The sequence below is a fragment of the Lawsonia intracellularis PHE/MN1-00 genome (assembly GCF_000055945.1).
Classification (GTDB): domain Bacteria; phylum Desulfobacterota; class Desulfovibrionia; order Desulfovibrionales; family Desulfovibrionaceae; genus Bilophila; species Bilophila intracellularis.
Genome location: NC_008011.1, coordinates 1,157,773 through 1,177,543, shown reverse-complemented (window position 1 = coordinate 1,177,543; position 19,771 = coordinate 1,157,773). Strand labels below are relative to the sequence as shown.

Annotated in this window: 18 protein-coding genes and 4 tRNA genes; 16 read left to right on the top strand and 6 right to left on the bottom strand. The window is 35.1% G+C overall.

The window, feature by feature from the left end:
• Positions 1–12: 12 nt before the first annotated feature.
• The 4 genes from rpsG to LI_RS05140 form a co-directional block, all read right to left on the bottom strand.
• Positions 13–483 carry a 30S ribosomal protein S7 gene (gene rpsG, locus LI_RS05155; protein ID WP_011527026.1) on the bottom strand — a complete coding sequence of 157 codons (471 nt, stop codon included), beginning with the start codon at positions 481–483 and terminating at the stop codon, positions 13–15.
• Between the two features lie 137 nt (positions 484–620).
• The gene (gene rpsL / locus LI_RS05150) at positions 621–992 is read right to left on the bottom strand and encodes a 30S ribosomal protein S12 (protein ID WP_011527025.1); all 372 of its coding nucleotides are present in this window, start codon (positions 990–992) and stop codon (positions 621–623) included.
• Positions 993–1,161: 169 nt separating this feature from the next.
• On the bottom strand, positions 1,162–2,007 hold the full coding sequence (locus LI_RS05145) for a hemolysin family protein (RefSeq protein WP_015353800.1): 846 nt from the start codon (positions 2,005–2,007) through the stop codon (positions 1,162–1,164).
• A gap of 253 nt (positions 2,008–2,260) precedes the next feature.
• A complete protein-coding gene (locus tag LI_RS05140) occupies positions 2,261–2,743 on the bottom strand; it encodes an NUDIX domain-containing protein (protein ID WP_011527023.1) in 483 nt (160 codons plus the stop codon).
• 143 nt (positions 2,744–2,886) lie between these two features.
• Here LI_RS05140 and carB point away from each other — a divergent pair, with 143 nt between their 5' ends.
• Entirely contained in the window at positions 2,887–6,117 is a 3,231-nt protein-coding gene (carB, locus tag LI_RS05135; protein WP_011527022.1) for a carbamoyl-phosphate synthase large subunit, read from the top strand.
• 75 nt (positions 6,118–6,192) lie between these two features.
• Positions 6,193–7,590, top strand: a complete 1,398-nt coding sequence (purF, locus tag LI_RS05130; RefSeq protein ID WP_011527021.1) for an amidophosphoribosyltransferase — start codon at positions 6,193–6,195, stop codon at positions 7,588–7,590.
• 157 nt (positions 7,591–7,747) lie between these two features.
• Here purF and thiC read toward each other — a convergent pair whose 3' ends face one another.
• On the bottom strand, positions 7,748–9,025 hold the full coding sequence (thiC, locus tag LI_RS05125; RefSeq protein WP_011527020.1) for a phosphomethylpyrimidine synthase ThiC: 1,278 nt from the start codon (positions 9,023–9,025) through the stop codon (positions 7,748–7,750).
• A 151-nt stretch (positions 9,026–9,176) separates the two neighbouring features.
• Between thiC and LI_RS05120 the strand changes: the two genes are divergently transcribed.
• The 14 genes from LI_RS05120 (at position 9,177) to LI_RS05055 (ending at position 18,480) form a co-directional block, all read left to right on the top strand.
• Complete coding sequence (locus tag LI_RS05120) at positions 9,177–11,906, top strand: M16 family metallopeptidase (RefSeq protein WP_011527019.1); 2,730 nt, start codon at positions 9,177–9,179, stop codon at positions 11,904–11,906.
• 119 nt (positions 11,907–12,025) lie between these two features.
• A tRNA-Thr gene (locus LI_RS05115) sits at positions 12,026–12,101 on the top strand.
• 3 nt (positions 12,102–12,104) lie between these two features.
• A tRNA-Tyr gene (locus LI_RS05110) sits at positions 12,105–12,190 on the top strand.
• 74 nt (positions 12,191–12,264) lie between these two features.
• Positions 12,265–12,341, top strand: a tRNA-Gly gene (locus tag LI_RS05105).
• A gap of 146 nt (positions 12,342–12,487) precedes the next feature.
• Positions 12,488–13,681, top strand: a complete 1,194-nt coding sequence (gene tuf / locus LI_RS05100; RefSeq protein ID WP_011527018.1) for an elongation factor Tu — start codon at positions 12,488–12,490, stop codon at positions 13,679–13,681.
• 9 nt (positions 13,682–13,690) lie between these two features.
• Entirely contained in the window at positions 13,691–13,840 is a 150-nt protein-coding gene (gene rpmG / locus LI_RS05095) for a 50S ribosomal protein L33 (protein WP_015353798.1), read from the top strand.
• 17 nt (positions 13,841–13,857) lie between these two features.
• Positions 13,858–13,934 (top strand) — tRNA-Trp (locus LI_RS05090).
• A 30-nt stretch (positions 13,935–13,964) separates the two neighbouring features.
• The gene (gene secE / locus LI_RS05085) at positions 13,965–14,204 is read left to right on the top strand and encodes a preprotein translocase subunit SecE (protein ID WP_015353797.1); all 240 of its coding nucleotides are present in this window, start codon (positions 13,965–13,967) and stop codon (positions 14,202–14,204) included.
• An 8-nt stretch (positions 14,205–14,212) separates the two neighbouring features.
• Positions 14,213–14,797, top strand: coding sequence for a transcription termination/antitermination protein NusG (gene nusG / locus LI_RS05080; protein ID WP_011527017.1), 585 nt, complete (start codon positions 14,213–14,215; stop codon positions 14,795–14,797).
• A gap of 79 nt (positions 14,798–14,876) precedes the next feature.
• The gene (gene rplK / locus LI_RS05075) at positions 14,877–15,299 is read left to right on the top strand and encodes a 50S ribosomal protein L11 (RefSeq protein ID WP_011527016.1); all 423 of its coding nucleotides are present in this window, start codon (positions 14,877–14,879) and stop codon (positions 15,297–15,299) included.
• Positions 15,300–15,403: 104 nt separating this feature from the next.
• A complete protein-coding gene (gene rplA / locus LI_RS05070; RefSeq protein WP_011527015.1) occupies positions 15,404–16,111 on the top strand; it encodes a 50S ribosomal protein L1 in 708 nt (235 codons plus the stop codon).
• Positions 16,112–16,271: 160 nt separating this feature from the next.
• Positions 16,272–16,790, top strand: a complete 519-nt coding sequence (gene rplJ / locus LI_RS05065) for a 50S ribosomal protein L10 (RefSeq protein WP_011527014.1) — start codon at positions 16,272–16,274, stop codon at positions 16,788–16,790.
• Between the two features lie 47 nt (positions 16,791–16,837).
• On the top strand, positions 16,838–17,224 hold the full coding sequence (gene rplL, locus LI_RS05060; RefSeq protein ID WP_011527013.1) for a 50S ribosomal protein L7/L12: 387 nt from the start codon (positions 16,838–16,840) through the stop codon (positions 17,222–17,224).
• A 110-nt stretch (positions 17,225–17,334) separates the two neighbouring features.
• Complete coding sequence (locus tag LI_RS05055) at positions 17,335–18,480, top strand: glycosyltransferase family 2 protein (RefSeq protein WP_011527012.1); 1,146 nt, start codon at positions 17,335–17,337, stop codon at positions 18,478–18,480.
• A 103-nt stretch (positions 18,481–18,583) separates the two neighbouring features.
• Here the strand turns inward: LI_RS05055 and tgt are convergent, their stop codons facing one another.
• Positions 18,584–19,699, bottom strand: coding sequence for a tRNA guanosine(34) transglycosylase Tgt (gene tgt / locus LI_RS05050; protein WP_011527011.1), 1,116 nt, complete (start codon positions 19,697–19,699; stop codon positions 18,584–18,586).
• Positions 19,700–19,771 lie beyond the last annotated feature (72 nt).

Sequence of the window (19,771 nt, the reverse complement as noted above, 5' to 3'; positions counted from 1 at the left end):
ATCTCTCCTAACTTACCAACGATAATGTGCAAAGGCTTTGTTTGCTTCAGCCATACGGTGAGTATCTTCTTTTTTCTTAACAGCACCACCACGATTATTAAAAGCATCAAGAAATTCTGCTGCAAGCTTATTAACCATACCTTTTTCACCACGTGAGCGAGCATAAGTAATTAACCAACGGATAGAGAGAGAAATTTGCCTATCAGATCTCACTTCCATAGGGACTTGATATGTTGCACCACCAACACGACGGGCTTTCACTTCAAATTGTGGTTTAACATTGTCTAGAGCACGCTCAAAGGCACGAAGGGGTTCTTCCCCCGTTTTCTCAGAAAGATTTTCAAGAGCACCATAAAAAATTTTTTCAGCAACACCTTTCTTACCATCATACATAAGGCGATTTACAAAACGACTAGCAAGTCGACTATTATAAATAGGGTCAGGTAAAACTTCTCTTCTAGGGACAGGACCTTTACGAGGCATTTATATTCTCCACAAGGCAGTAAAATGTTTTTTAACTAGTTATAAGTTTTATAAACATGATTTTTTAATCATATTAGGTAGTATTAAACTATTAAATAATAATATTCCCATTGGGATACAAAACAAATAGCTCTATATTACTTTGGACGCTTTGCACCATACTTTGAGCGACGCTGACGGCGATCTTGCACACCAGAGGTATCAAGTGTACCACGAATAATATGATAACGTACACCAGGTAAGTCTTTAACACGGCCGCCACGAATAAGCACTACAGAGTGCTCTTGAAGATTATGACCTTCACCAGGGATATAAGCTGTAACTTCTAGCCCATTAGTTAAACGAACACGTGCAACTTTCCTTAGTGCTGAGTTAGGCTTTTTAGGTGTTGTTGTATATACACGAGTACAAACACCTCTGCGTTGAGGACACCCTTGAAGTGCAGGTGTTTTTTTACGTTTTACAACCTTCTTTCGCTCATGGCGAATAAGTTGGTTGATAGTTGGCATAGAATTCCTCCACAACAAAATTAAAATAAAAATTATGAAATAACTAACAGAGAAAGAGTTTGCCAATAACCCTCTTCAAATCTAAAGTCAAGTATCTTACTAAAAGCCATTATTCTACTTTATATATAAAATCTTATTAAATAGTATAGTTAAGCAGGTATCAATTTTTTTAATTATTTTCTTCTTTACTACTAAATTCATCAAGTAATTTTTCCACTCGCACTTTACGAATTTGTTTTGCATCAGCTTCTGTAACTTCAAACTTCCAACCATCAAATTCAAAAGTTTCGCCCTGCTCTGGAACGTGTCCTGCTTCAAGTGAAAGATAGCCACCAATTGTATCAACCTCATCTGCTTCAAGGTTAATACCTAATTTTAGAAGATCATCTAGATATGCTCTACCAGATAGCTCATAACAATTATCTCCAATTACATGGATATCTTCTTCTTTTGGAGCATCATGTTCATCCTCAATATCCCCAACAATTTCTTCAAGAACATCTTCAATAGTTAATAAACCAGAAGTACCTCCATATTCATCAATGGCAATAGCAAGATGATTTTTCCTTGTACGAAACTCCTGTAATAATTCCCTAACAGGCTTTGTTTCTGGAACAAAAAAAGGTTCACGCATTGTTGTGTCTATAGGTGTATGATGTTTTGAAGGGTCTAAAAGTAATTCTATGAGATCTTTTGCATAAGCAATACCAACTATATTATCTCTTGTATCTTTATATATTGGTATTCGTGAATGACCTGTTTCAACAATACAACTTGCTACTTCGCTTACTGGCGAGCCTGAAGGCATACAATCAAAATCTGTTCTTGGGATCATAACATCCTGCACTTGTAACTCATCAAACTTTAGGATGCTAAGAATCATACTTCCTTCTTCTGTATCTAACTCTCCATCATCTCGAGCTTCTAAAATGGCTTGTTCAAGAGAATCATTAGATCGTCCATGAAAAAAACTTAAAAGGCGTGACCATAAATTTTTCTCTGTACTTCGATCCAAACTCAAACCCCTTGGTTATATTTTCACAAACAAAGACTAGTTAATAATCCCTAACTGTTAAAGGAACCTTAAATTTACTCAATTAATTTAATACATATACTCTCTCAAAATTATATGCAATCACCTAAAATCAAACATATATTCATTCTAAATGATAATGTATCAGGTAACTCTGGCAATACAGTATTATAAAATACATGTAAAAAAATTCTCTTCACTTTTTATTAATAATAATTAAATTACTAAAAAGTATCTATTCTGTTGGTTCTACAAGAGGTGCTAGTGGTCTCTTCCCTTGTAAAAAACAATTGAAATCTTCAAAAATTTTTTTATGATCAAAAACAAGCTCTGGCATATCATTTAAAAGGAAAAACTTTGCACTAGCTGCATCATCACCTGCCTTAAGCTTTTCAATATCTAAAGGGCATGCTACAAATACAACTGATAGTGTGTGATGTCTAGGATCTCTATCTTTCTTAGAGTATACCCCTAAAACACCCTGTAAAATAATTTGCAGTCCTGTTTCTTCATATGATTCTCTTATGGCAGCATGCTCCACAGTTTCTCCATACTCTATAAAGCCTCCAGGAAAAGCAAAACCTAATGGCTCATTTTTTCTTGATATAACTATCACGCCATGATCAGGACTATAAATAATAATATCTACAGCTGGAAGAGGATTTTTGTATTCTTTTATATAATTACCACAATGAGGACACTTACATTGATCAGCCATTGCTCTACTCCTTAGCTCATATATCAATTAACTATACCTTTCTATCTCAAATTCATCTGAACGAAAACCTTCTTGCAAGGGGGAAAAATGATGTGTAGTAGAAAAGGCCTTATCTATATTTTACTAAAGTAAGGAATCCTATAATGCCTAAGCGTTCGGATATAAAAAAAATTATGGTTATTGGTTCTGGCCCCATCATTATTGGTCAAGCATGTGAGTTTGACTACTCTGGGACACAAGGCATTAAAGCCCTCAAGGAGGAGGGATATAATGTTGTCCTTGTCAACTCTAATCCAGCAACTATAATGACAGATCCAACCCTTGCAAATCATACTTATATTGAACCTCTTGAATTAGAAACAGTTACTGCAATTATTCGGAAAGAACGCCCATGTGCATTACTTCCTACACTAGGAGGACAAACGGCATTAAATATAGCACTTAATTTGGCTAAATCTGGAATACTTCATGAGTGTGGAACAGAACTCATTGGAGCAAGCGCAGATGTCATAGAAAAAGCAGAAAGTCGTGAAAAATTCAGACAATCAATGGAAAATATTGGCCTTAAAGTTCCATCTAGTGCTATTGCAAAAACTATCGAAGAAGTCCATCAAATTGCATTAAATATCCCATTTCCTGTTATTGTTCGCCCTGCATTTACACTTGGAGGTACAGGTGGAGGAATTGCTTATAACATGGAAGATCTTGAACTAATTGCAATACAAGGACTTACTGCTAGTCCCACAAATGAAGTAATGATAGAACAATCTGTCATAGGATGGAAAGAGTTTGAAATGGAAGTTGTTCGGGATGCAGCTGACAATTGTATCATTATTTGTTCCATTGAAAACCTTGACCCTATGGGTATTCACACAGGCGACTCTATTACTGTTGCACCAGCACAAACGCTTTCAGATATAGAATACCAAAAAATGCGTAATGCCTCCATAGCTATTATGCGTGAAATTGGTGTAAAAACAGGAGGATCAAATATCCAATTTGGTGTTAATCCTAAAAATGGAGAACTTGTTGTTATAGAAATGAACCCACGTGTATCACGATCTTCTGCTCTTGCTTCAAAAGCAACAGGTTTTCCTATTGCCAAAATTGCAGCAAAACTTGCAGTAGGTTATACTCTTGATGAGCTAAGAAATGATATTACATATAAAACCTCAGCAGCTTTTGAACCAGCAATAGATTATTGTGTTGTTAAAATCCCTAGATTTACTTTTGAAAAGTTTCCTGGTGCAAAAGATGAATTAACAACGTCCATGAAAAGTATCGGAGAAGTAATGGCCATTGGTCGTACTTTTAAAGAAGCTTTTCAAAAAGGACTACGATCACTTGAAACTGGTCTTCCTGGATTTAATAGCTCTAACTATACATTTACAGAAGAAGAACTTCCTATACTTTTAAGAAACCCTAATTCATTACGTATTGTTGCTATTCATCAAGCATTATCTTCTGGAATGAGTTTAAACCATATTCATACTCTTACACATATTGATCCATGGTTTTTGTATCAATTCAAAGAACTCATAGAAATGGAGTTGATACTTCATAACTTTGCACTATCTAATACAATAACTGCTTCTAATCCTGAACTAAGGCCTTTATTACTTAAAGCTAAACAGTTTGGATTTTCTGATAAACAGCTTGCTATAGCCTGGGAACGACCAGAATCTGACATCCGTAACTTACGAAAAGAACTAGATATAGTTCCAACATACTATCTTGTAGATACATGTGCTGCAGAATTTGAAGCATTCACTCCTTATTATTATTCTACCTATGAGTCAGCAAAAGAACTCTCTTTAGAAAAAAAGAAAAAAGTTATTATAATTGGTGGTGGACCCAATCGAATTGGTCAAGGAATAGAGTTTGATTATTGTTGTTGTCATGCAGCATATGCTCTCAAAGATAGTAATATAGAAGCAATTATGATTAACTCCAATCCGGAGACAGTATCTACTGATTATGATACTTCTGATAGACTCTACTTTGAACCTCTAACATTTGAAGATGTAATGAATATTATTGCTCAGGAGCAACCAGATGGTGTTGTTGTCCAGTTTGGAGGCCAAACTCCTCTTAATCTTGCATTACCACTTGTTCGTGCTGGCGTACCAATTCTAGGAACAAGCCCTGAGGCTATAGATAGAGCAGAAAATCGATCAAGATTCCAAGCATTACTCCAAAAATTAAAACTACAACAACCTGCAAATGGTACAGCAACTTCTATAAATGAAGCAGCTTCTATTGCCAAAACTATTGGATATCCCATAGTTGTCCGCCCAAGCTATGTCCTTGGCGGTAGAGCTATGCAAATTATTTACGAAGAAAAAGAGCTTATACACTACTTTTCTCTATATGGAAAAGACTGTAATTTAGACCGACCAATACTTATTGATCAATTCCTTGAATATGCTATTGAGGTGGATGTTGATGCTCTCTCTGATGGAACTAATGTATATATTGCTGGAGTAATGGAGCATATCGAAGAAGCAGGCATTCACTCTGGGGATTCATCTTGTGTTATCCCTCCCCACTCATTATCCCAAGAATTAATAGAAGACATAAAAAGTCAAACAACAGCTCTTGCCAAAGAACTTCAAGTTATTGGACTCATGAATATCCAATTTGCCATAAAAGATAATGTTATTTATATATTGGAAGTTAACCCTAGAGCATCAAGAACAACTCCATTTGTCTCCAAAGCAACAGGAGTACCCCTTCCTTACCTAGCAATGCAAGTTATGCTTGGAGTAAGTCTTAAAGAGCTCAATCCTTGGGCTATAGAAAAAACAGGATATGTTTCTGTAAAAGAATCTGTTTTCCCTTTTCACCGCTTCCCTGGAGTAGATATTGTATTAGGGCCTGAAATGAAATCTACAGGAGAAGTTATGGGAATAGCTTCAACCTTTGAAGAAGCTTTTTTAAAAGGACAGCAAGGTGTAGGACAGTACCTACCAAGTACAGGTAAAGTATTTTTTTCTGTTAATGATAGAGATAAGCCTCTTCTTATAGATATAGCTAAACAATATCTCCAACTAGGCTTTGAACTTATTGCAACATCAGGAACCGCTGTACTACTCAGTAAAAATAACATTCCTGTACAACATGTTCTTAAGGTATATGAAGGACGACCTAATATTATAGATCTTATAAAAAATGGCGATATTGCTTTAGTTATAAACACACCATCAGGAAAACAAACAACTAATGACTCTAGAACTATCAGACAAGCCACATTACAATATAATATCCCATATAGCACAACACTTGCCGGAGCAAAAGCTATCGCACGAGCTATCCAAGCTTCAAGAGATACTCCTATTCAGGTAAAAAGTATTCAAGAATATTATAATTTGTAATATAATAACTATATCAGTTAATAATGGATGTTACCCCTATCTCATTCCCCTAACTCTGTTTATTAAGGTAAAAAAATGTGTGGAGTATTTGGTATAACTAATCATGAAGAAGCAGCCCGTATGGCATATTTTGGCCTTTACTCTCTTCAACATAGAGGACAAGAAAGTGCAGGGATTGCATCATATAATGGTAATAATATTACATCATATGTAGATATGGGACTTGTACCAGATGTATTTAGTGAAGATATTCTAAGTAAAGAATTAAAAGGCCACTATGCTATTGGGCATGTAAGATACTCTACTACTGGTATTTCATCCAGAAGAAATGCCCAACCAATATCTGTACGTATTTGTGATATAGAACTAGCACTTGCACATAATGGAAATCTTACTAATGCAATGCAGTTAAGAAAACAACTTGAAAATGATGGTGCTATTTTTCAGACAAATAGTGATAGTGAAATTTTTCTCCACCTTATTGCACACAACCTTACAAACAGAAGTATAGAAGAAGCTATATTATATTCCTGCACACAAGTAAAAGGAGCTTATTCACTAGTTATTCTTGTAGGAAATAAGCTTGTAGGTATACGAGATCCTCATGGATTTAGACCACTTACTTTAGGGAAAATAGAAGATTCATATGCTCTTGCTTCAGAAAGTTGTGCTTTTGATCTTTTAGATATTACACTTATAAGAGATATTAAGCCAGGAGAAATGGTTATTATTGATGAAGGACATGTTACATCTGTACCCCTTCTACACTCAAAAAACGTACCTACTCGTCAATGTATTTTTGAACTTATTTACTTTGCTAGGCCTGACTCTATTGTCTTTGGAGAAGATGTCTATCATTGCAGAAAAAACATGGGTATTGAGCTCTCTAATGAATGTAAAACACACGCTGATCTTGTTATGCCTTTTCCTGACTCTGGAGTGTATGCAGCTCTAGGATTTTCTCAAGCATCTGGAATCCCATATGAGCAAGCTTATATTCGCAATCATTATGTTGGAAGAACTTTTATTCAACCTTCTCAAAATATTAGGGATTTTGGTGTACGTATAAAACTTAACCCTGTTCGCTCAATGATTGCTAATAAACGATTGTGTATTATAGACGATTCCATTGTAAGAGGAACCACTGTAAGTACAAGAGTAAAAAAACTACGTGAATTAAAAGCTTCTGAAATCCATTTCCGTGTAAGCTGTCCTCCATTACGTTTTCCTTGTTTTTATGGGATTAACTTTTCATCAAAAGGAGAACTCATTGCAGCAAAACATCCTATTGAAGATCTTCCCAACTTACTTCACCTAGATACACTTTATTATTTAAGCCTTGAAGGTCTTCTGAAATCTGTATCTACTTCTAATAACTACTGCCTTGCATGTCTAAATGGAGAATATCCTGTTCCATATGAACAAAAAAGTGTATGCTCAGGTTGTCCCAAAACAAAAGATAGTACTAAATAAATAATAAAAAAATATTGTTAGAAAAATCAAAATATACATAAAAAATCTGCCAGAAATATAGCATAGTCTGGCAGAAAGAATTTATTTATAGAAATTACATAATAACTTTATCTTGTTATATTAATTTAACATAATAATAAATTATAATAGTAACCTATTACCATTTATCATTTAACATATCCATTGAACAAAAATCTCCACACATAGAACATACTTTTTCTTTCTTATGAGGTTCTCGACGTAAATCTACAGCATTAGCATCAAGGGCTGCGTTCCGCATACCATCCCAATCAAGTTTCTTACGACTTTCGCTTATACAAGCTTCTCTTTCCAAAGCTAAAGGACGCCCTAAAGACACTTCACCAGCCTGTGCTGCAATCCGTGAAGCCATAACTCCTTGATAAACATCATCTTTGTTAGGAAGTGAGAGATGTTCAGCTGGTGTCAGATAACACAAAAAGTCAACACCAGCACGAACAGAAACAGCAGCACCAATTGCACCTGAGATATGATCATATCCTGGAGACGAATCAATAACTAACGGTCCTAATACATATAATGGGGCACCATGTGTAAGCTTTTTTATACTTATCACTTGTGCTTCAACTTCATGTAAACGAACGTGACCAGGGCCTTCAATCATACATTGAACACCTGCTTGTTGTCCACGTCTTGTGAGTTCTCCAAGAACCATAAGTTCTTCCCATTGGGCAGAATCACCAGCGTCACACCCCCCTCCAGGTCGAAGTCCATCACCAAGAGAAATAGTTACATTATATTTAGAAGCAATTTTTAATAGTCGATCATATTCTGTATATAGTGGATTCTCTTTTTTATTTTTAAACATCCAACGAGCTAAAAGGGCTCCACCTCTAGAGACAATTCCTAATACACGATTATTTTGAGAACCTAACTCTGCAGCCTTATATGTCACTCCACAATGAAGTGTCATAAAGTCTACCCCCTGATCTGCTTGTCTCTCAATTTCTTCAAAAAGCTCTTCTGGATCCATCTTTGCTGGATCAGAATGTTTTTTGATATATTTTTGGGCAACTGCATACAAAGGGACTGTCCCAAGGGGTAATGAAGTTCCTGCAAGCATTTCTTCTCTTATCTTATATAAATCACCACCTGTTGATAAATCCATAACAGTATCGGCACCTGCTTCATAGGCTACTTTAAGTTTATCCATTTCCTTGTTAAAAGAACTTTCTAATGGAGAGGTTCCAATATTTGCATTCACCTTAATACGTGCAGGCTGTCCTATAAGTGTTGGCTTAACATCACTATGTTTTAGGTTACCTAATAAAACCATTGTACCAGAACAAATTCCTAAATTAATTTGCTCAGAGGTTAATCTCTCTTCTAATGCAATTTTATCTATATGTTTACTAATTAACTCAGACAACACCTTATTTTTTTCTAAGCTAAACACGGCTGCTCTTCCTTATTTTTTCAACAATTATGTTTTAGTACAACGTACTGTTTTTTAATTACTTTTTAAGTATATATTTTAGATGTAACTTGTCATTATAATCGTTATGCGTTATTTTATAAAAAATTTTTATCCTGGAAAGGAACCATCTATGCCACAAAATTCAATTTATGCTTCTAATAATAAAAAGAAAACTCAATTCATGAAAAAACGACTATTTTTTATCTTCTCTATTTTCCTATTAGGAGTATTTATGGCCACTTATATGGTTCAACCTTTAGAGGCAACCTCATCAATCATAAAGACAAATGATATTTTACCTGAAAATCTTACAAAAAAACATCCTATTGTTACACGATTATGTAATGGACTTACAGTTCTTGTACTTGAAGATAATCGCTTTCCTCTTGTCTCTACAAGACTTTATGTTCATACTGGTTCAGCATATGAAAAACCAGAACAATCTGGGATCAGTCATATATTAGAACATATGGTTTTTAAAGGAACAGAATCTCGTCCAAATGCAACAATTAGTCAAGAAGTTGAAGCAGTTGGTGGCTATCTGAATGCAGCAACAAGTTATGATTATACTGTATATAAAACTGATATGCCATCTAGCCAATGGAAGTTAGGTATGGATGTTGTGAGAGATATGGCATTTCATCCTATGCTTGATCCTCAAGATCTTGAATCTGAAAAAAAAGTTATCTTAGCTGAACTTGCACGAGGAGAAGATAATCCTCATTCATTTGCCTTTAAAAAACTTCTTGCAAAAAGTCTTGCAGGAACGCCATATTCTAGACCAATCATTGGTTATCCTGAAACAATTAATGCTGTGACTTCTCAAGACTTAAAGGATTATATTGCTACACACTATCAGCCACAAGACATGCTTCTTGTCGTTGTTGGAGATGTTAAGGCAAATGAAGTACTGCAAGAAGCAAATCATCTATTTAGTAAGTATAATAATACACAAAATATTATATTACCTTTACCATATTATGCAGAAGAACTTCCTCTTAAAGAAGGACAAGGGACTGTAACTATTATTCCTGGGACATGGAATAAAATCTATCTTACAGCTGCTGTTCCTGTTTCAAACGCACTTAATATTGAATCCAATACACTTGATGTCCTTGCACAACTTCTTGGTGGTGATAAAACTAGCTTATTTTATCGTACATACAAACATGAAAAACAATTAGTTGAAGATATCCAAGTTACAAATTATTCTTTTGAACGCACAGGAGTATTCTTAATCACAGCTGAAGTAGAAATTAGCAAAATAAGACCATTTTGGGATACATTGACAAAAGATCTTGCTAATCTTAGTGCTAAAAAGTTTTCTCAACAAGAACTTGATCGTGCTAAACTTAACTTAGAAGATAATCTTTATCGTACAAAAGAAACACTCCCAGGCCTTGCTTCAAAACTTGGTTATTTTGAATTTTTCTTAAATGGTGAAGAAGGAGAAAAAAATACAATTGAAGCTATTCAGAGTGTAGATATAGATATGCTTGATGAAGCTATTTCTAAATGGATTCGTCCAGAAAGATTTGCTGCTGTAGTTCTTCCTCCTAAAGACGTTCCTATGCCTAATCTACAAGCAACATTAGAAAAAAACTGGCCTAAAAAACATGAAGAAGCAACTGTAGTAAATCAATCTAACAATAAAGAAGAAATTGTTAAATTAGGAAAAAAGACAGTTGTTCTTATTCCAGATAATACATTACCATACTGTTCTGTTACACTCCTTTTTTCAGGAGGAGATGCTCTTGTCTCTGATGAACAACAAGGATTACCATCTCTTACAGCAACAATTCTAACAAAAGGAACATCTAACAAAACTGTAATAGAAATTCAAAATTTTCTAGCTGATAGAGCAGCTGATCTCTCTGCATCAGCTGGTAGAAAGACATTTTCTGTTACCTTTACAGGACCATCAAAATTTAACAATGAACTATTTCCTCTAGTATTAGATATAATTAAAAATCCAGTTTTTTTTCAACCAGAAGTATCTCGTGGGATTCAAGATCAACTTGCTGCTATTAAATCACAAGAAGATCAACCACTAGGTTTAGCGTTTAGAAAAACTCCTCCATTTCTCTTTCCCCATAGCGTATATGGCTATATGCAACTTGGAAATCCGGAAGTAATAAAAAAATTTACACAACAAGACATTAAAAAATTTTGGGAAAAACAAATAGCTCAACCATGGGTACTTGCTATTGCAGGACAATTTGATCGTGAAAAAGTTTTACAATTTGTAAGAGACTTACCTGAACCTATCGAAGACAAAATAGTAGTACCTGAACCTAGTTGGGGAAAAGAAAGAGAGCTTGATATTAATATCCCAGGAAGAAATCAAGCTCACTTATTACTTATTTATAAAACAGTCCCTGATACAAATCCTGAAACACCTATATTTAATGTTATGGAGACAATTCTTAGTGGTCAAGGAGGACTCCTCTTCCGTGATCTACGTGATGAACAAGCACTTGGATATACTGTTACAGCATTTAATAGACAAACGACAGAAACTGGCTATTTAGGCCTCTATATTGGTACAGAACCAAACAAAATATCTGTTGCTGAAAAAGGATTCAAAGATACCATACAACAATCTCTTATAGACAAACTTCTTCCAGAAACTGAACTTAATAGAGCAAAAAATCAAATTGAAGGCGAATACTATAGAGAAAGACAAAGTCTTGGAAGTCGTGCAAGTGAAGCTGCTATGCTTACATTAGAAAACAGACCACTTAACTATGCTATGGAACAAGTAAAAAAAGCAACACATGTAACTGCCCAACAGATAAAAGAATTAGCTCAACGATATCTCCTTAGCGAAAAACCTTATATCGTTAAAATATTGCCTTAATATTAAAAATATACTATTATTGTTTAGGAGAAAAATATAAAAATTAAATAGTAGATTGCTAATTAACATATTTTTTACTTGCCAATCTCAAAAAGAATAGGTAAATAGCTTATCCTGTTGCTGGTGTAGCTCAATTGGCAGAGCAGCTGATTTGTAATCAGCAGGTTGCGGGTTCAAGTCCCATCACCAGCTCCATATGGAGGGATACCCAAGTGGCTAAAGGGAACAGACTGTAAATCTGTCGTCGTAAGACTTCGTAGGTTCAAATCCTTCTCCCTCCACCACAAGAACTATGTAATAGAGTTAGATACACGGCTGTAGGAGACACAATATCTGCCAGGGGACTACGGCACATTAAGCGGGAATAGCTCAATTGGCTAGAGCATCAGCCTTCCAAGCTGAGGGTTGCGAGTTCGAATCTCGTTTCCCGCTCCAAATATGACTCTGCTCCTTTTGGCCGTATTCATTAATACTGGATGACAAAATGTCCACTATATATTATACAAAACTATAACAATGTTTTTTACTTTTTACTCTAATATTAGCTAGATTTAAGACGCAACTAATGAAGGGAGACAGTTATGGCCAAGGAAAAATTTACACGTAATAAACCACATGTTAATGTTGGTACAATTGGTCATATTGACCATGGTAAAACTACGCTTACAGCTGCTATTACAAAAGTAGCTTCTATGAAAATGGGTGGAAAATTTGTAGGATATGACGAGATTGACAAAGCCCCTGAAGAAAAAGAGCGTGGGATTACTATTGCTACAGCTCATGTTGAATATGAAACTCCAAAACGCCATTATGCTCATGTCGACTGCCCTGGCCATGCTGATTATATCAAAAATATGATTACTGGTGCCGCACAAATGGATGGCGCTATTATAGTTGTTGCTGCAACTGATGGACCTATGCCACAAACACGTGAACATATTTTGCTTGCCCGTCAAGTTGGCGTTCCTTATCTTGTTGTCTTTATGAATAAATGTGACATGGTTGATGATCCTGAACTTCTAGAACTTGTTGAACTAGAAATTCGTGAACTACTAAGTACATATGGATACCCTGGAGACGACGTCCCTGTTATACGTGGCTCAGCACTGAAGGCGCTAAACTCAGATAGCGCAGATAGCGATGATGCTAAACCAATCCTTGAACTCCTTGATGCATGTGATAGCTATATCCCTGATCCTCAACGTGATATCGATAAACCATTCCTTATGCCTATTGAAGATGTTTTTTCTATTTCTGGCCGTGGTACAGTAGTTACTGGACGAGTAGAAAGAGGTGTCATTAAAGTTGGAGAAGAAATAGAAATTGTAGGCATTAAACCCACTATAAAAACTACTTGCACAGGTGTTGAAATGTTCCGCAAACTTCTTGACCAGGGAGAAGCAGGTGACAACATTGGAGTTCTTCTAAGAAGTGTAAAACGTGATGAAGTAGAACGAGGTCAAGTACTCTCTGCATTAAAATCCATTACACCTCATCGTAAGTTTAAAGCTGAAGTTTATGTACTTTCAAAAGAAGAAGGTGGTAGACATACACCATTTTTCTCAGGTTATCGTCCACAATTTTATTGTCGTACAACTGACGTAACAGGCGTTATTACTCTTAATGAAGGAGTTGAAATGGTTATGCCTGGTGATAATGCAACTTTTAATGTTGAACTTATATACCCAATAGCTATGGAGCAAGGTTTACGTTTTGCTATTCGTGAGGGTGGTCGAACTGTTGGTGCTGGTGTAGTGACTGAAATTGTGGAGTAAACAAAACTCATGCGTATTAATATATTACTTGCTTGTACTGAATGTAAACGCCGTAATTATGCTACAACAAAAAATAAGCGGACCAATACTGCCCGTGTTGAACTGAAAAAATATTGCCCTTGGGATAAAAAACATACAGTTCACCGTGAAACCAAATAATGTATTATTTAGTTTGCAGGGCAGTAGCTCTAACGGCTAGAGCGCCGGTCTCCAAAACCGGATGTTGTGGGTTCGAATCCCTCCTGCCCTGCCATTTGGTTTTTTATTTTTCTAGGATAACTGTATGAAAAAGAAAGAGTCTACTCAAGAAGAAACACACAAAAATTTTTTTAGAAACATTATTTGGTTCAAAAACTATCTTGAACTTTCTTATTTTGAATTAAAAAAAGTTACTTGGCCGACATTTAAAGAGACAAAAACAACAAGCCTTATTGTATTGGTTTTTGTTTCTATCATGTCAATATTCCTTGGATTAGTAGATCTAGGCCTATCAAAAACTATTGCATATATCCTTAAATTTTAGGACTTCCCATGACTGAACATAATGAACCTCTTGCTCAAGCTAATAAAACAGCTGATCCAGGAAAGTCTCGATGGTATATTGTTCATACTTATTCAGGATTTGAACAACGTGTGGAAGCCACTATAAAAGAAATGATGCGTAGTGGACAAGATGAAGGTCTTATTCATGAGGTTGTCCTACCAACTGAACGAGTCGTTGAGTTAGGTAAAGGTGGTCTAAAACGTACGACTACACGTAAATTCTATCCAGGATACATCATGCTTCGAATGACTATGACTGATTATTCTTGGCACCTTATTCAAACTATACCCAAGGTAACTGGGTTTGTTGGAGGGAAAAATCGCCCTGCACCAATGAAAGATGAAGAGGCTTCAAAGATCCTTTCACTCATGGAAACACGCCAAGAACAACCACGGCCTAAATTTAGCTTTGAACGTGGTGATGAAATACGTGTTATTGATGGACCATTTGGTGGTTTCAACGGTATTGTTGAAGATGTCAATTACGATAAAGGGAAACTTCGAGTTTCTGTATCAATTTTTGGTAGACAAACCCCTGTTGAGCTTGATTTTATCCAAGTTTCTAAGGGGTAAAGATAAAATATATAGATAGAACTTATGCAATTAGCATAGGTTCTATAACACTCTAGTCAAATTAGAGGTTATAAAAACAATGGCTAAAAAAGAACTTGCTAAAATAAAACTACAAATTCCAGCAGGTGTAGCAAATCCATCACCTCCTGTTGGTCCAGCCTTAGGCCAACATGGGTTAAATATTATGCAATTTTGTAAAGAATTTAATGCTCGAACACAAGATCAAAAAGGCATGATTATTCCTGTAGTTATAACTGCTTATGCTGATCGTTCTTTTACTTTTATTACAAAAACACCTCCTGCAGCTGTTCTCATTATGAAAGCAGCTAAAATAGATAAAGGATCTGGTGAACCTAATCGTAATAAAGTAGGGAAAATATCTATAGAACAGGTTGAAGAAATTGCAAAACTCAAACTACCAGATCTTACAGCAAAAGATCTTGATTCAGCTAAACGTTCAATCATAGGAACAGCTCGTAGTATGGGAATTGAAATAAAATAAATTAAAGTTAAAGTTAACTGACTATTTTTCTTAACACATCAACATTTCATCCCAATATAGGGAATAGATGATAGTAAGACCTCTTTTATAAAAGGAATATAGTAATGCCCAAGCTAGGGAAAAAATATCGTAATGCAGTAAAAGGAGTAGACTTATCACTACACCTTTCTTTTGAAGATGCTGTAACTCAATCAATACAAACTTCTTTTGCAAATTTTGATGAAACTGTAGATATTGCTATTGGCCTAGGAGTAGATCCTAAGTATTCTGATCAAATGGTTCGTGGTGCTGTTACTTTACCCTATGGGTTAGGAAAGACAGTACGAGTAGCTGTTTTTTGTAAAGGTGAAAAAGAAGCTGAAGCAAAAGAAGCTGGTGCTGACTATGCTGGTGCAGAAGAACTTGTAGCAAAAATTAAAGATGGCTGGCTTGATTTTGATGCAGCTGTTGCAACCCCTGATGTTATGGCTCTTGTAGGACAAGTTGGACGTCAACTTGGACCTCGTGGCCTTATGCCTAATGCAAAAACAGGAACTGTAACTTTCAACGTTACTAATGCCATTAAAGAACTTAAAGCAGGGCGTATTGATTTCAAAGTTGATAAAGCAGGTGTTTTGCATGCACCACTAGGTAAAGTTTCATTTGGTTCAGAAAAAATTCTTGGTAATCTAAAGTCTCTTGTAGAAACAGTGAATCGTCTTAAGCCATCCTCAGCAAAAGGCACTTATATAAAAAGTATGGCTATATCTACAACAATGGGACCAGGATTTAAAATAGATACCAATCTTGTAAAAAAATTTCTTGAAAGTTAACCTTTCATGAAAAAGTACCATCTTACAACTAAGATGGTTGGCTAAGGACTGGAATTCGAGTCGAAGACAACAGGTGGAAACTTCCTTAAATAACCTGTCTAGACAACACCTTTGGCTTGCTATTCCACCATAGTAACCCCATAACGTGAAGGAGATTCACGTGAATAGATCTGAAAAAGCTGCTCTGATTTCTCAAATCAAAGCAAAAGCTGATACTGCATCTTTTGTAGTAGTCACAGATTTTAAGGGGATATCGGTGGAAGAGCTAACGTGCCTGAGAGCAAAACTCCGTGAAAGCGGTGGTGAATATCTTGTTGTAAAAAATACACTGGCACGAATAGCATTCACCGATGGTATCCATAGCATTATAAAAGATCAGTTCAAAGACAATTGTGCTATTGCATTTGGCTATAATGAACCTGTGGCAATAGCAAAAACTATCAACGACTTTGTAAAAACTAGTAAGTTTATTACTGTTCGTCATGGTAGTCTTGAAGGAACTCTTCTTACAACAAAAGATATAGAAGATCTTGCCAAACTACCAAGTAAACCTGAGCTTATTGCTCAAACACTTGGAACATTAAATGCTGTGCCTACCAATTTTGTATCCCTGTTTGCTAATATAATTCGGCCACTTTTTTATGCTCTTCAAGCTATTGAGGCAAAAAAAGCTGCATAGGCAAACAACTTAAATTAATTGCAAACATATTTTAGAGGAGTAATTCCATGTCTGTAACCAAAGAACAAGTTATTGAATTTATATCTAATATGACAGTATTAGAACTTTCCCAATTTATTAAGGAACTTGAAGAAAAATTTGGTGTTTCTGCAGCAGCTCCTGCTGTTGGGATGATGATGGCAGCGCCTACTGCTGCATCAGCTGAAGCTGAAGCTGAAGAAAAAACTGAATTTGATGTTATTCTTAAAGAAGCTGGAGCTAACAAGATTGCAGTTATTAAAGTAGTACGAGCACTTACAGGTCTTGGATTAAAAGAAGCAAAAGATAAAGTAGACGGAGCACCTTCTACCCTAAAAGAAGGTGTATCTAAAGAAGATGCTGAAGAAGCCAAAAAACAACTTACTGAAGCTGGGGCTACTGTTGAAGTAAAATAAAACAAGCTTTATATTATAAAATTTAGCGCAATTAATATATTTAATTGCGCTTTTTTCTTTTAACCATAATAATCATTTGAATAACTCTCTAATTACTTATTGGAGTGATTATGCCCACTCTTTCTATTGTTATCCCTGTTTATAATATGGGTTATTGGCTTCCCATTGCTATTGAATCCTGCTTATGGCAATCACATAAAAAAATTGAAGTTATTATTGTAAATGATGGCTCCACAGATAATACCCAAGAAGTTATCGAACACTATTCTTCTATTACGAATACTATTAGATATCATACACAACCAAACAAAGGCTCTGGAATTGCCAGACAAGTTGGACAAAACCTTGCTAAAGGTGATTTTATTACATGGATTGATGCTGATGATTTTTTAGCTCCAATGGCAGCAGAACAACTTTTAAAAATAGCAATTCAAGATAATGTTCCTTTGGTATGTGGTAATGCTGTAACATTTTCTGATAAAACACTTAATACTAGAGCCAATAATCCACATGATGAAATCCACCATACAACTTTTTGTGAAAATCCTGATTATTGGGAATGTAACACAATAGGACGCTGGATTTTTTCTCTTCCATTTCTGAATAATGGCAAAGCAGGAAGACCTTTTTTACATCCAAACTTTAAACTTAGTTTAGGATCTACATGCTTTATATTTGATGTACTAAGTTCAAATGTACCTTTTTCTCAATGTATTGATGAACTATACTTCATTAGACAAGAACATAAATATCTTCTTCCATCGCCCGAACTACTTGTTGAACAAAAATTAGTTCACTATTTAGAAGTAAAATCTATCTTATTAGATGCAAATGCTATCAAACCATTTATTAATTATCTTAATAAAAACTATTGGAATGATCTAAAAATGACATTACCATATATGAATACACAAAATATACGTTGGCTAAATCGCATTATTGAAATTAGCTTTGAACTATTTGCGGATTTAAATATAAAATGGTTCTCTGATGATTACTTACATCCAGAAGTTGATGCCGAGCCAGATCTTTTACCTTTTGCAGAAGCTTGTATTAATAAAGAAAGAAAAAAAGTTATACAACTCCTTCTCCCATTAGTAACATCCTCTCCACAACCCAATAATAGTCAAGGAATATTCCAAACACTTCGTAGTGAAATTCAATCATTATTTTATAATCGCTCAAAAAGAACTAAAAACTATCTTCAAGCTCTTGAAAAACTTGTAAGTAATCGTATAATAACAAATAGTTTATAATTTTTCTAGAAAATCATACTAATTTTTTTAGTAATTTGTTCCAAAAGGGTATCATAATAATTTATAAAGGATAACTAATAGATAGTAACAGAAAAACAGAATATTAATTACAATAAAGCTGTTCAACCTGTTGCTTATAATTAAAAAAATATCCACCATGTATAGCTTTTCGTGCTCCAAATATTATATTTAAAAAATATGTAAGATTATGGATACTATTCAATCGAAATGCCAATAACTCTTGTGAATGGAAAAGATGTCTTAAATATGCCCGTGAAAAGGTCTGACAAGTATAGCAACTACAGTTCTCGTCAAGAGGTAAGTCATCTTCTGCATATTCTTTACGTTTTATGTTTAACTTCCCTTGAGAAGTATACAATGTTCCATTTCGGGCATTACGAGTAGGTAAAACACAATCAAACATATCTACTCCTGCCTCAATACCTTTAAGTATATCTAATGGAGTCCCCACACCCATAAGATACCGTGGTTTTGTCTTAGGTAGCAATGGTGCTGTATCATATAACAATTCCATCATAATTTCTTTTGGTTCACCTACAGATAACCCTCCAATAGCATACCCATCAAAATCAAGGTCTATAAGTTGTGAGACTGAACTATGTCTAAGAGATTTAAACATTCCTCCTTGCACAATACCAAATAAAAGATTATCTCCCTCCCCTTTTGGGTATACATCACGAGATCGCTTTGCCCAATGTATAGTTAAATCAAGAGACTGGGCTGTATATGTGTAATCTGCATTTGCAGCAACACACTCATCAAGAACCATCATTATATCAGAATTAAGATTACGCTGAATAGTAATAACTCGTTCTGGAGTAAAAACATGCTTTGAGCCATCTATATGGGAGCGAAATATTACGCCATCCTTATGTAACTTTCTTAAAGAAGAAAGACTAAAAATTTGAAACCCTCCACTATCTGTAAGTATTGGTTTTTCCCATGCATTAAACACATGTAAACCACCCCTACGAGCAATAAGTTCATCTCCTGGCCTTAGATATAAATGATATGTGTTACCTAAAATAATTTCAGCAGATATAGCCTCAAGATCATCTGGAGCAATTGCTTTGACACTACCAACTGTACCTACTGGCATAAAAATAGGTGTATTTACAATTCCATGTGCTGTATAAAGTACACCTGTACGTGCACTCCCATCTGTGGCAGTAATATGAAATGTTCCTGGTGGATTCAATAATATATTCCTTTTAATCTATTATGTTGTTAATTTGTTACAATACGATGATTGACCTTTTATGATTACTCA